We start from the raw sequence: 13,518 nt of genomic DNA, 5'->3' as shown, positions 1-13,518 counted from the left end.
GAGAAAATGCAGGCGGGATTTGTTGCATTAGTGTTACCGCACAACGCATTTCACGACGAAAATTCGGTCTTCCGTGTCGGGTAACGCTCCAGAAAAATACGACTGTAAAACTCGTTTAACGCCTTGTTCCTACTAAATAAAGTGAGAAATATCCATCACCTCGTGGTTCAGACTGGTAAACGCTGCCATCATAATCAGGCGAATGTTAATATACTGTGAATTTACTCACAAATTGAAAGCGGTTACATCCCGCGATCGCGTCAGTTAGTGATCGGCCCCACAGTTTGCCGCTGGGCAACGGAATGACGGCGCACCAGCGTCGGCATAAAGCAGTGCGTTGCCTCGCGATCCAGCTTGCCGGCCGCCCCCAGCAGCGCCAGCTCGGTGGCCAGCTTTGCCATCGACATTACCGGATAGCGCACGGTGGTGAGCTGAGGATCGGTGTAACGGGAAATAGGAATATCATCAAAGCCAATCAGCGACAGATGCTGCGGCACGACAATGCCGTTGTCCTTCAGCGTCGTCAGCGCGCCGGCCGCCATGCTGTCGTTATAGGCAAACACCGCGGTGAGGCCGAGATTGCGCCCCAGCAGTTCGACCATCGCCGCTTCACCGCCCTGCATATCCGGGGAGCCGGAACCGATCCAGCTGTCCGGGGCGATGATGCCTTGCTCCTGCAGCGCTTTGCTCCACCCTTCCCGGCGCATATCGTCATCTTCAATGCCGTGGTTTGAGGAGAGATAGCCGATGCGCTGGTGACCATGATTGAGCAGCATACGGGTGGCCATCAGCGCGCCGCTGACGTTGTCGAGTCCGACGCAGCGATGGGCATACCCCGGCACGATGCGGTTGATCAGCACCATCCCCGGGATATGTTGCATAAAGTCGCTCAGTTCATCATCGCTCAGCGCTTTCGAATGGACGATCAGCGCCGAGCAGCGCTGACGGATCAGCACCTCGATGGCGTGACGCTCTTTTTCCGCCTCGTGATAGCTGTTGCCGATCAGCACATATTTCTGATGCTGCTGAGCAACGGTATCCACTGCTTTCACCAGCGCGCCGAAGAAGGCGTCGGAGACGTCCATCACCACCACGCCGATGGTATCGCTGACCTGGGTGGCCAGCGCCTGGGCGTTGGCGTTGGGCCGGTAGCCCAGTTGGGTCACCGCTTTCATCACCACGTCGCGCGTATCCGGACTCACCAGCGCGCTGTTATTCAGCACCCGCGACACGGTGGCCACGGAAACGCCCGCCTGGCGGGCGACATCACGAATGGTGATCATACTCAGCGACCTTAAGAGAATTACAGCACGTCACATTCACCTCCTGTGCTTAGCAAGGAGGCTATTCTGGCAGCGACCCGCGGTCCGCTGCGTGAGTGAGGTCACACGGCTGGAAACGTTTACATCCGTTTTGTTAATGATTGTGATCGAGATCGTTATCTGGATGTGTCTTTCAATGATGTGCCTGACGCACGCAAGGTTAACTGACGCCACAGCCATTCCACCGGCCCCTGGCGGAAGCGGCGCAGCCAGAGCGATGAGACAAGGAGGTTAACGGCCCAGATGGGGGGGACAAAGGCCAGCAGCTGCAGACGATCGAAGCGCATAAACAGCCCAAGATGATAAAACAGGGTGGTGCAGATCAGGGTCTGCAGCAGGTAGTTGGTCAGCGCCATGCGTCCGACGCAGGCGATAGCGCCCACCAGGCGGAAACGGCAGAGTTGCGGCCAGTAGCCCCAGGCCAGCGCGGCATAGCCGATAGCCTGCAGCGGGGCGCTAAGTTCGCGCGGCGCCTGCAGTAAAAACGCGCACCAGCGATAGTCCCAGGCCAGATACCACTGGGCGAATATTGCCGGCAGATTGACCGCCATGCCGGCCGCCACCAGCAGCGCGCCGGTACGCCGGTAGTGACGCAGGCTAAACTGCCCCTTCAGCCAGCCGCTGCGCATCAGCGCCGCGCCCATCAGCATCATCCCCGCCAGCTGCCAGCCATACTGCGCGCCCAGCGCCAGCAGATTGTCAGATAGCATATCCGCCCGGTTGCTGACCGCCTCCATGCCACCGTGCAGCTTCCAGTACTGCTCATACTGCAGGTTCGCCGCGTCCGGCACCCACGAGCGATTCGCAGCGGTCCCGGAGATCATCCCCAACAGGACCAGCACCGCAATGCCGGTGAGGTAGAGCACCACCCCGGTGTTGAACAGCGATTTGACATGGTGCGCCTCACGCACCATGCGCCAGCTCACCAGCCCCACCAGGGCATAGGCCAGCAGAATATCGCCATCCCAGAAAAAAAGACCGTGAATGAAACCGAGCAGCGCCAGCAGCGTCAGCCGCGACTGGATCCAGCGCTTCCCTCGCGGAAGCAATAGCTGAAGACCGGCGCCAAACAGCAGCGCGAACAGGGTGAGAAACTTCACCTGCGCCAGCAGGTCGAGGAGCGCCCAGGTCCAGGCATCGCTAAGGGACGCGCTTCCTGACCAGGCGGGATTGAGATAAGCGGCCTTCGGCAAGCCGAAGGCGCTGATATTGAGAAGCAGGATACCGAGGATGGCGACGCCGCGGACAAAGTCCAGCGTGACATTTCTCTCCATGCACCCTGCTCCGTTTTAGTTGTGGTGACGTACTGCGCGCAGGAATTCCTGGCGGGTATTCTGGCTGGATTTAAACAGGCCGCCGAGAGAGGTGGTGGTGGTGGCGCTGGTCGCGTCGCGAATGCCGCGCGCCTTCACGCAATAATGCACCGCGTCAATGGATACCGCCACGTTGTTGGTGCCGAGCAGCGTCTGCAGCGCGATCAGGATCTGCTGCGTCAGACGCTCCTGGACCTGCGGACGTTGGGCGAAGAACTGCACGATGCGGTTGATTTTCGACAGGCCGATCACCGAATCTTTCGGGATATAGGCTACCGTCGCTTTACCATCGATGGTAACGAAATGGTGTTCGCAGGTGCTGGTCAGGGTGATATCGCGCACGGTGACCATTTCATCGACCTTCATTTTGTTTTCAATGACGGTGATTTTCGGGAAGCGAGAATAATCCAGCCCGGAGAAGATCTCATCGACATACATTTTGGCGATGCGATGCGGGGTCTCCATCAGACTGTCATCACTCAGATCCAGATTCAGCAGTTGCATAATCTCGGTCATATGACCGGTAATCAAACGCTTGCGTGTTTCGTTATCAATTTCTTGTACTGGCGCACGCATCGGCGTCTCCAGCCCACGAGCGACCAGCGCTTCATGAACGAGGACGGCTTCTTTACTCAGTGATGACATTTATGTTTCTCCTGCAGGTGTGGCGCTCTTTGCTTTTTCTGGGGGCAAAGTTTGTATTCATTGTGCGTGAGGTGGCGCACAGAATCCAGTAGCCGTAACGATAATTATTGAAATTGGCGCTGCCTTTTATTAGGGAGCGAAGCCATGCCTCAGGCGCAACGCCAAATCCTTATCGCCGTATCCGGAATGTTCCAACCGCTGTACGCATTCATAAGCGCCGTCGCTACACCGGCATGTTGGCTATAAGTTGCATTAATGATGCAGTAAGTTCTCAAAAGGAGAAAGTGAAAGTTGCTCACCGGCTAATGAAATATCTGTATTATGAACGTTTACGCGCACATCCCTTCCGAGGAGCCTTGCATGGAACTGCTTGAAGAGCATCGCTGTTTTGACGGCCAGCAACAACGCTGGCGTCATCACTCCCCTGTCCTGAACTGCGCCATGACGTTCAGCATTTTTTTACCCCCTGAGCGCGAAACGCCGCCGCCGGTGCTGTACTGGCTGTCGGGGCTGACCTGTAACGATGAGAACTTTACCACCAAGGCGGGCGCCCAGCGCATTGCCGCCGAGCTGGGCATCGCGCTGGTGATGCCGGATACCAGCCCGCGCGGTGACGAGGCGGCCAACGACGAAGGTTACGATCTCGGACAAGGCGCCGGCTTCTACCTGAACGCCACCGAGGCGCCCTGGGCGGCGCACTACCGAATGTACGATTACCTGCGTGACGAACTGCCCGCGCTTATTCGTAGCGAGTTTAGCGTCGGCGAACGCTGCGCCGTCAGCGGCCACTCGATGGGCGGCCACGGCGCGCTCATCATGGCGCTCAAAAATCCCGGCCGCTACGCCAGCGTCTCCGCCTTCGCGCCGATAGTCAATCCCTCCCAGGTCCCGTGGGGCAAGAAAGCGTTTACCGCCTATCTCGGCGCGGATGAATCGGCATGGCACTCCTGGGACAGCTGCGCGCTGATGCAGGCCAGCCGGCCGGAGGACGCCGTGCCGACGCTTATCGATCAGGGCGACAACGATCCTTTCCTTGCCGGACAGTTGCAGCCGGCGGTACTGGCGGAGGTCGCGCGGCAGAAGGCCTGGCCGTTAACGCTGCGCATCCAGCCCGGTTACGACCACAGCTATTACTTTATTGCCTCGTTTATTGAAGACCATCTGCGCTTCCATGCGCAGCATCTCTTTGGCTAAACGCCAATGCGCCGCGAAGCTGCTTCGCGGCGCATGTTCAGGCCTACAGGACGCGTTTTAGCGCCGGCAATCAGAAGCGATAATCCACCGCCATAAAGTAGCGACGGCCTTCTTCGGTATAGCTGTAGTCGTCCCGGCTCAGATCTTTATCACCCACGTTCTGCACCCCGGAGCGCAGTTTCACGTTTTTGGTCACCTGCCATGCCGCGCCAACGTCAAACAGGGTGTAGCCGCCCGGCGTTTTGCCGGTGGCGCTCACCGCGCGCTGCTGGCCGGTATAGTTGGCCGTCACGTAGAAGGACCAGTCGTCCAGCGGTTTCCAGTCGAGCGTGCCGTTGGCGGTATGGAACGGCAGCGTCTGCAGCGGTTTGTCGCCGCCATTGCTCAGATCGCGACCATCGTTGTAGGTGTAGTTCACCGTCAGCTTCCACTCATCGCCAAACGGGATCTTCACCTCCGTCTCCACCCCTTTGATGCGGGCTTTGTTGACGTTGAAATAGCGGAAGATCGGCACGCGCTTGCCGTTGACAGTTTTCCAGCCGACAAAGTTCGGGTAGCCCGGCGCTTCGCTGGCGCTGGAGGTGCGCAGAACGTCGATCATGTCGTCGACATTATTCTGGAAGGTGGTGATGCTGCCTTCGACATTTTCAAGCCAGCCCTCTTCCCCGCGGTAGTAGAGACCGAGCTCGAAGCTTTCGCTGGTTTCCGGTTTCAGATCCGGGTTACCGACGATGCTGCACGAGCCGCGGCAGGAGTTGGTGGTCCAGTCGGGGTTAAGCTGCAGCAGCGACGGGGCTTTAAACGCCGTCGCCCAGCCGCCTTTGACGGTGACGGTATCGGTGGCGTTATACACCAGATAGGCGCGCGGGCTCCAGTGATCGCCATAGGTCTGATGGTCGTCCATACGAATGCCGGTGGTCAGCGCCAGCGGCTCGATGATGCGCCATTCGTCTTCGATAAACAGGGCGTACTGGCTGGCCGACGTTGACTGGCCGCCGCTGCTCAGGTTGACCGGATCTTTAAGTTTGTCGTGGCGCCATTCGCCGCCGAAGGTCACCAGCTGGTTAATCATGCCCAGCGGCAGGACATACTTGCCGTCGATGGCATTGCTTTCCGAGGTAATAGTCCCGCTCTGCCCTGGATTTTTGTTATCCACCTTTTCGCCGTAGAACTTGAGCTCGCTATTGCCGATATCCCAGCGGCCGTTATGGCTCAGAGAGTAGTTCTCCCGCTCAAGGCGGTTGCGGTCAAGGGAATCGGAATCGCGATCCTGACGGTCAAAGCCGTAGCCTGCGGTAAAATCGTGGTTTTCGTTCGGCGTCCAGGCGAATTCAACATTGCCATCGCGGCTGGTGAAGCCCTCGATGCGCGGCGTCTCGCCGGTGGCATTACTGGATGACTGCGGATCGTCCTTGGCGCGTTTTGCCAGGCTGCCGTAGGCCTTCATTCCAAGTACGCCGTCGATCAGCGGGCCGCTGGTGAAGAACTGGCCGTTCCAGGTATCCCCGCGATCGCGGTGCTCCTGAATAGTGGTATCAGCACTCAGCGTCCCGGTCCATTTCTGGCCGATTTTTTTGGTAATAATGTTGACCACCCCACCGAGCGCATCGGAGCCGTAGAGGGAGGACATCGGGCCGCGCACCACTTCGATACGCTCAATAGCATCCACCGGGATCCAGTTAAGGTCGAAGTCATTGTGGCGGAAGACGGCGTTCCGCGAGTTAACGCGCTTGCCGTCGACCAGGATCAGGGTATAGCTGCTGCTCAGACCGCGGATGCTAACGCCCTTGCGGTTATCCCCTTCGTTGGTGAGCTGGACCCCAGGCACATCGCGCAGCACGTCTTTCAGGTTCTGAACAGGCTTGCGTTGTAAATCCTGTTGGGTGATGACGCTGATGCTCGCCGGCGCGTCTTTGACATTCTGTTCAGTGGCCGAGGCGGTCACCACCAGCGTTTCTTCATTCACATCGGCCAGAGCCGGAAACGCCAACGATACGACGGACGCAGACAATCCCGCCCGGATAAAAGGGTTTAACCTGAACATTCCAAATCTCCATGAGGTGTACAACCAAACAAACAACAAGGTGCTGCTCACACGCGCTGGCGGCTTGCCGCTCTGTCGGCGGCATGCTCGCGCTGTTTTCTCGTCGATGTGGCTGGTCGCCCGGTGTCAGTCTGTACAAGCGGCAGAGACGGGGAGTGGCTTCATCCGTAATGGGCGAAAATGATAAAGATAATGATTACGATTATCAATACAATTATGAAGAATTGTGACAAGCTGTAACCGCACAAACATAAAAAAAGCCCTCTGTTCAGAGGGCTTGCGGGTGATGACAAATCTGTCTTCGTTATTGTGCTCACATGTCTGCCGGTTGGCGGCTTTCGCCTTACCCTGTCTACGAAACATAGCAATATCAATCAGTTACGCGGTTATCTGTAGGCCCGCGCAAGCGCAGCGCCGCCGGGCAATCCCTGAAGATTGCACTTTGCCAGCAATATAAAGCCCTCTTCACAGAGGGCTTTTATCGCACAATCGCGAAGATTAACGCTTAAAGCGATCCGGGAAGGTCATTTCGCTGTAGCGAACAAAGCGGGTGCCTTTCGCCAGCTTGTAACCAAACCAGATGACGAGGAACAGCGGAATACCAATGTAGGTCGCCGCCACGCCGCCCCAGTCAATGGTGTCCTTGAGGAACGCTTCGTAGTTCTGTCCGAGGGTGATGATCAGGCACAGCACGAAGGCGAAGATCGGCCCCAGCGGGAAGAACCCGGAACGATACGGCAGATTATTAATATCGTTACCCTGCTGGACGTAGCCGCGACGGAAACGATAGTGGCTGATCGCAATACCCAGCCAGGCGATAAAGCCCGTCATCCCGGAGGTGTTCAGCAGCCACAGGTACACCGTCTGGTTGCCAAACATGGAAGTCAGGAAGCAAAGCGCCGCGATCACGGTGGTCGCGTACAGCGCGTTACGCGGCACGCCGCCACGCGACAGCTTCGAGAAAATACGCGGCGCTTTACCGTCGCAGGCCAGGGTGTACAGCATACGCGTGGAGGCGTACATCCCGGAGTTACCCGCCGACAGCACGGCAGTCAGGATAACGGCGTTCATGATTGCCGCCGCCGACAGCAAACCAGCATGCTGGAACACCAGGGTGAACGGGCTGACGGAGATATCCTTCACATCGTTGCGCAGCAGACTCGGATCGGTATACGGAATGATCAGGCTGATAATCAGGATCGCGAAGACGTAAAACAGCAGGATACGCCAGAAGACCTGGCGCACCGCGCGCGGAATGTTCTTCTCCGGATTTTCAGATTCACCGGCAGCGATGCCGATAAGCTCGGTGCCCTGGAACGAGAAGCCGACAATCATCGCCACGCCAATCATCGCCGAGAAACCGCCGGCGAACGGCGCATCCGCGATCCCCCAGTTGCTCCAGCCGGCTGGCTGCGCCCCTTTGAAGATGCCGACAATCATCATCACGCCGACGATGATAAAGATAATGACGGTGGCTACCTTTATCAGCGAGAACCAGTATTCCGCCTCGCCAAAGCCGCGCACCGAGATCCAGTTCAGCAGGAACATGATGCCGAGGAACAAGGCGCTCCAGATCCAGCCCGGAGTGTCGGGGAACCAGTAGCTCATCACCAGCTGTGAGGCCACGAGGTCAACGGCGATCGTCACCGCCCAGTTGTACCAGTAGTTCCAGCCCAGCGCGAAGCCGAAGCCTTCTTCAACATAATTCTGCCCGTAGGTGGCGAAGGAACCGGATACCGGCATAAACGCCGCCAGCTCGCCGAGGCTGGTCATCAGGAAATAGACCATCAAACCGATCAGAATATAAGACAGCAGCGCCCCGCCGGGACCTGCTTGCGAAATGGTTGCGCCAGAGGCAACAAAAAGACCCGTACCGATGGAACCGCCGATGGCGATCATGGTCAAGTGGCGCGCCTTCAGTTCACGACGTAGCGTGGGCGCTTCTGTGGTTTTAGTTTCCGAAACCATGTGATAATGCTATCCATCCAAAAAATGAGGCGCGATTGTAGCAGACGATCGGGGTTCCATCCGGTACAAATGCAAAGTTATAAGAGAGCTTCATGATCGCCCGCAAATTATTAGTAAAGCACTAACCTGCGGAATTGCCAGCGAATTCCCCCCGTAATCAGGCGATAAAACCGGGCTGCTACACCTGGCAATAGTGCAGAAAACGTTGTAATGCTTTAGAAATATGCTTCTGCCGGTGATGGATCCGCCACAGCGTGCGCGTCAGCCGGGGCAATGGCACTTTCAGTTCCGCCAGCGTGCCCGAGGCAAGCTGTTCGGCAATCACCCGCCGCGATAGACAGCTGATGCCCAGGCCATGCCTGACCGCGTGCTTGATCGCCTCTGAATTACCCAGCTCCATGCCCAGATGAAACGCCGGCAGATGCGACAGCAGAACGTAATCGACAATCTCCCGGGTGCCGGAGCCATGCTCGCGCAGGATCCACGGCGCCTCGGCCAGTTGCTGCAGGGTCACCTCCCCCGCCAGCAGCGGTGAGTTGGGCGCGGCAAACACCACCAGCTCATCCTCCAGCCACGGCTCGGCAATAATATCGGCGGCATGGCACGGCCCCTCAATCAGGCCGAAATCCACCCGCAGGTCGGCGACGGCGTTGATGACGTCCAGGCTGTTGCCGACGCTCAGCTCGACCGGCAGATCCGGGAAGTCATGACGATAGCGGGCAATAATCTCCGGCATAATATAGTTGCCGATGGTGCTGCTGGCGTAGACTCGGATCGCCCCGTTATCGCCGCGAAACAGCTGCTCGATCTCCAGGGCCCGCTCCAGCAGCGCCAGCGCACGCGGGTACAGCAGCCGTCCATGCTCATTCACCACCAGTCGTTTACCGACGCGGTCAAACAGCTGCACGCCGAGCTGCCCTTCCAGATCGGTCAGCGCGGCGCTGACCGCGGATTGCGAAAGCGCCAGCATCTGTGACGCCTGAGTGGTCGACCCACTCTTGTGGACTTCGGCGAACACTTCCAGCTGCCGCAGCGTAATATGCATAACCCACCCGTTTAGTAATCCAACCTGAATAACCTTCCTTACTATGGTGACACAAATCGAGGCGGCTGACGGAAGGAAAATCCGCTTATATCACAAAATCATCGTCTTGCCGGCGAGACCGCCCCGCTTCTGCCTAACCCGCTCTCGCCCCGTTGTAACCGGCGAAGCGGCCATTAACCACTTATTACGATTGATTATAAACATATAATCAATTTTATATTTAATCCCGCACGGCGTAACCTTTAGGCAGACAAAGGAGAAGGTTATGACAGCACTCACTTTACCCACCAAACATCGTTCCCTGTGGCATTTTGTCCCAGGCCTGGCGCTGACCGCCGCTCTGACCGGCGCCGCCCTGTGGGCCGGTAGTTTCCCGGCCATCGCCGGCGCAGGCTTTAGCGCCCTGACCCTCGCTATCCTGTTCGGGATGGTCGTCGGCAACACGGTCTACCCGAAAATCTGGCAGCCCTGCGACGGCGGGGTGATCTTCGCCAAGCAGCATCTGCTGCGCCTGGGGATCATCCTCTACGGCTTTCGCCTGACGTTCGCCCAGATTGCCGACGTCGGCGTGAGCGGTATTTTGATTGACGTTCTGACGCTCTCCAGTACCTTTTTCATCGCCTGCTTCCTTGGCCAGAAAGTGTTTGGACTCGATAAACACACCAGCTGGCTGATCGGCGCCGGCAGCAGCATCTGCGGCGCGGCGGCCGTGCTCGCCACCGAGCCGGTGGTCAAAGCCGAAGCCAGTAAAGTGACGGTTGCCGTCGCTACAGTGGTTATCTTCGGTACCATCGCCATCTTCCTCTACCCGGCGATGTACCCGCTGCTGGCGCACTGGTTTACCCCGGAGACCTACGGGATCTATATGGGCTCCACCATGCATGAAGTGGCGCAGGTTGTTGCCGCCGGCCATGCGGTCAGCCCGGACGCGGAGAACGCGGCGGTTATCGCCAAAATGCTGCGCGTCATGATGCTGGCTCCATTCCTGCTGTTCCTGGCGGCGCGTGTTAAACAGCTGACCCCGGCAGGCAACGGCGAGAAAAGCAAAATCACCATTCCGTGGTTCGCCATTATGTTCATCCTGGTGGCGGTGTTTAACTCCTTCCATCTGCTGCCGAAAGCCGTGGTGGATATGCTGGTGACGCTGGATACCGTCCTGCTGGCGATGGCAATGGCCGCCCTCGGGGTCACCACCCACGTCAGCGCGCTGAAAAAAGCCGGGGCGAAACCGCTGCTGATGGCGCTGATGCTGTTCGTCTGGTTGATTGTCGGCGGCGGGGTCATTAACGTCGCTATCCACAGCCTGATGGCATAAAGCACTACATCTTTCTCCAGTTAAGCCGCTATCATTACCCACCCCCCAGCGGCTTTAACTGGAGTTTTTTTATGAAATACGTAGGAGCGCACGTGAGCGCCTCAGGTGGACTGGCCAATGCCGCCATTCGCGCCGCCGAAATCGAAGCAACCGCCTTCGCCCTCTTCACCAAGAACCAGCGCCAGTGGCGCGCCGCGCCGCTCAGCGACGAGACCATCGCCGAATTCAAAGCCGCCTGTGAAAAGTATCACTTTGGCCCGGGGCAGATCCTGCCGCACGACAGCTACCTGATTAACCTCGGCCACCCGGTGGAAGAAGCGCTGGAAAAATCCCGTGATGCCTTCATTGATGAAATGACCCGCTGCCAGCAGCTGGGGCTGACGCTGCTCAACTTCCACCCCGGCAGCCATCTGCAGCAGATCCCGGAGGAGGAGTGCCTGGCGCGCATCGCCGAATCGATCAATATCGCACTGGCGAAGACCGAAGGCGTTACTGCGGTGATCGAAAACACCGCTGGCCAGGGCAGCAACCTCGGCTTTAAGTTCGAGCACCTCGCGGCCATCATCGACGGCGTGGAAGATAAATCCCGCGTCGGCGTCTGCATCGATACCTGCCATGCTTTCGCCGCCGGCTACGACCTGCGCAGCGCCGAAGCCTGCGAAAAAACCTTCGCCGCCTTCGAACGCATCGTCGGTTTTCAGTATCTGCGCGGCATGCATCTCAACGATGCCAAGAGCGCCTTCGGCAGCCGGGTCGACCGTCACCACAGCCTGGGGGAAGGCAACATCGGCCACGATTGCTTCAGCTGGATCATGCAGGACAGCCGCTTCGACGGTATTCCGCTGATTCTGGAAACCATCAACCCGGATATCTGGGCGGAAGAGATTGCCTGGCTGCGGGCGCAGCAGATTGCCGAAGTGGCGTAAATAGAGACAAAAAAGGGCCGAACAGTCGGCCCTTTTTTATTGCGGTAGGATTATGCCGCTTTTTCAACTTCCGCTGTTTGCGCCTCAGGGCGTTTCAGCACCGCGTAGGCAAGGCCCGCCACCAGCGTTCCGGCAACAATCGCCAGCAGGTAGCCCAGCACCGGCGTAATTGCCCCCGGGATCAGCAGAACAAACAGCCCGCCGTGCGGCGCCATCAGTTTCGCGCCGACCGCCATGGAGATAGCGCCGGTTACCGCGCCGCCGACGATACAGCACGGCAGAACGCGCATCGGGTCACGGGCGGCAAAAGGAATCGCCCCTTCCGAGATAAAGCACAGGCCAAGAACCAGCGCGGCTTTGCCCCCTTCCCGCTGCCCTTTGTCGAACTTATTGCGCGCTACCAGCGTCGCGATACCCATCGCCAGCGGTGGCACCATACCGGCCGCCATGATCGCCGCCATCGGCGCATAGGTCTGGGTACTCAGCAGGCCAACGCCAAAGGCATAGGCCGCTTTGTTTACCGGCCCGCCCATATCGGTACACATCATCGCGCCGAGGATCGCGCCCAGCAGAACCGCGTTGGCGGTGCCCATGGTTTGCAGCCAGTGGGTCAGCCAGGCGAGGATACCGGCTACCGGTTTACCGATCAGATAGATCATTGCCAAACCCACGATCAGACTGGAGACCAGCGGAATGATCAGGATTGGCTTCAGGGCTTCCATACTCTGCGGCAGTTTCAGCTTCGTGCTGATGGCTTTCGCCACATAACCGGCAAGGAAACCAGCAATGATCCCGCCGATAAAGCCGGAGCCGCCGCTAACCGCCAGCATACCGCCGATAAGGCCCGGGGTCAGACCCGGACGGTCGGCAATGGAGAAGGCGATAAAGCCTGCCAGTACCGGCACCATCAGCGCGAAGGCCGAGCCGCCGCCGATCTGCATCAGCGCCGCCGCCAGGGTGTCTTTCACTTCAAACGCTTTGATCCCGAAGGCAAAGGAGAGCGCGATACACAGGCCCCCGGCCACTACCATCGGCAGCATATAGGAGACGCCGGTCAGCAGGTGGCGATAGGCGCCAGCCGACTCTTTTTTCCCTTCAGCAGCCGCCTGAGGTTTGCCGGATGGCTGGTACGGTTTGGCTTCCGCCACCGCTTTATCCAGCTCCTGGGCGGTTTTCTTCAGCGCCAGACCGGTGGTGGTGCGGTACATCGGCTTGCCGGCGAATTTCGCCAGGTCCACCTCGATATCGGCAGCGACGATCACCAGATCCGCCTCGGCCACCTCTTCCGGGTGATGGCATTGCCCGCCCCAACGGAGCCGCGGGTCTCCACCTTCACCCACCAGCCGCGTTTTTTGGCTTCGGTTTCGATGGCTTCTGCCGCCATAAAGGTGTGGGCGACGCCGGTCGGACAGGCGGTGACCGCGACAATGCGTTTCTGCCCTGAGCGGCGGCCGGAACGGCTACCGCCGCTGGCGCAACGTAGGGCTTAGCGTGGTCTTTCGCTTCTCCCAGGAACAGCTCCGGATGGGCGACAGCACGGTTAATATCGCCCAGGTAAACGTTTTTACCATTCAGCGCGCTATCGGCCGGCAGCGCGGTTCCCAGCACGATGGCCAGTTCGGCGTCATTCGGGTTATCAATCAGCTCAAGGTGCGCTTTCGGCGCCGCGGCACCCAGCAGGGTTTTCGCCATGTAGGCGCGCGCCTGTCCGAGTCCGGCATCAATAATCAGCAGCGTTTTCATTAT

At 58.6% G+C, this 13,518-nt stretch carries 9 protein-coding genes and 1 pseudogene; 3 read left to right on the top strand and 7 right to left on the bottom strand.

Features of this window, described 5'->3' with window-relative positions:
• Positions 1-260: 260 nt before the first annotated feature.
• The 3 genes from galS to folE all read right to left on the bottom strand — a co-directional run bounded on the left by galS (position 261) and on the right by folE (position 3,280).
• The gene (gene galS, locus LPQ25_RS07905; RefSeq protein WP_002912919.1) at positions 261-1,283 is read right to left on the bottom strand and encodes an HTH-type transcriptional regulator GalS; all 1,023 of its coding nucleotides are present in this window, start codon (positions 1,281-1,283) and stop codon (positions 261-263) included.
• Between the two features lie 155 nt (positions 1,284-1,438).
• Positions 1,439-2,596 carry a DUF418 domain-containing protein YeiB gene (yeiB, locus tag LPQ25_RS07900; RefSeq protein ID WP_014907189.1) on the bottom strand — a complete coding sequence of 386 codons (1,158 nt, stop codon included), beginning with the start codon at positions 2,594-2,596 and terminating at the stop codon, positions 1,439-1,441.
• A gap of 15 nt (positions 2,597-2,611) precedes the next feature.
• Positions 2,612-3,280 (bottom strand): GTP cyclohydrolase I FolE, encoded by a 669-nt coding sequence (folE, locus tag LPQ25_RS07895; protein WP_002912924.1) that lies wholly within the window; start codon positions 3,278-3,280, stop codon positions 2,612-2,614.
• Between the two features lie 360 nt (positions 3,281-3,640).
• Here folE and fghA point away from each other — a divergent pair, with 360 nt between their 5' ends.
• Entirely contained in the window at positions 3,641-4,474 is an 834-nt protein-coding gene (fghA, locus tag LPQ25_RS07890; protein WP_014907188.1) for an S-formylglutathione hydrolase, read from the top strand.
• A 70-nt stretch (positions 4,475-4,544) separates the two neighbouring features.
• Here the strand turns inward: fghA and cirA are convergent, their stop codons facing one another.
• From cirA to yieE, 3 genes are all read right to left on the bottom strand, one after another.
• The gene (gene cirA / locus LPQ25_RS07885; protein WP_004890725.1) at positions 4,545-6,518 is read right to left on the bottom strand and encodes a catecholate siderophore receptor CirA; all 1,974 of its coding nucleotides are present in this window, start codon (positions 6,516-6,518) and stop codon (positions 4,545-4,547) included.
• Between the two features lie 498 nt (positions 6,519-7,016).
• Positions 7,017-8,486 carry an amino acid permease gene (locus LPQ25_RS07880; protein ID WP_004890722.1) on the bottom strand — a complete coding sequence of 490 codons (1,470 nt, stop codon included), beginning with the start codon at positions 8,484-8,486 and terminating at the stop codon, positions 7,017-7,019.
• 178 nt (positions 8,487-8,664) lie between these two features.
• Entirely contained in the window at positions 8,665-9,531 is an 867-nt protein-coding gene (gene yieE / locus LPQ25_RS07875) for a DNA-binding transcriptional regulator YeiE (protein WP_002912932.1), read from the bottom strand.
• A gap of 265 nt (positions 9,532-9,796) precedes the next feature.
• On the opposite strand from yieE, the gene LPQ25_RS07870 reads away from it, so the two are divergent.
• Both LPQ25_RS07870 and nfo read left to right on the top strand, forming a co-directional pair.
• Positions 9,797-10,846 carry a YeiH family protein gene (locus LPQ25_RS07870; protein WP_002912935.1) on the top strand — a complete coding sequence of 350 codons (1,050 nt, stop codon included), beginning with the start codon at positions 9,797-9,799 and terminating at the stop codon, positions 10,844-10,846.
• Positions 10,847-10,917: 71 nt separating this feature from the next.
• Positions 10,918-11,772 carry a deoxyribonuclease IV gene (gene nfo, locus LPQ25_RS07865; protein ID WP_002912937.1) on the top strand — a complete coding sequence of 285 codons (855 nt, stop codon included), beginning with the start codon at positions 10,918-10,920 and terminating at the stop codon, positions 11,770-11,772.
• Positions 11,773-11,822: 50 nt separating this feature from the next.
• Here nfo and fruA read toward each other — a convergent pair.
• A pseudogene (fruA, locus tag LPQ25_RS07860) lies at positions 11,823-13,515 on the bottom strand (PTS fructose transporter subunit IIBC).
• Positions 13,516-13,518 lie beyond the last annotated feature (3 nt).

It is taken from the genome of Klebsiella sp. KPN54798 (assembly GCF_021184225.1).
In the GTDB taxonomy this organism is placed as follows: Bacteria; Pseudomonadota; Gammaproteobacteria; order Enterobacterales; family Enterobacteriaceae; genus Klebsiella; species Klebsiella pneumoniae.
This window is presented reverse-complemented; position numbering and strand designations above follow the sequence as displayed.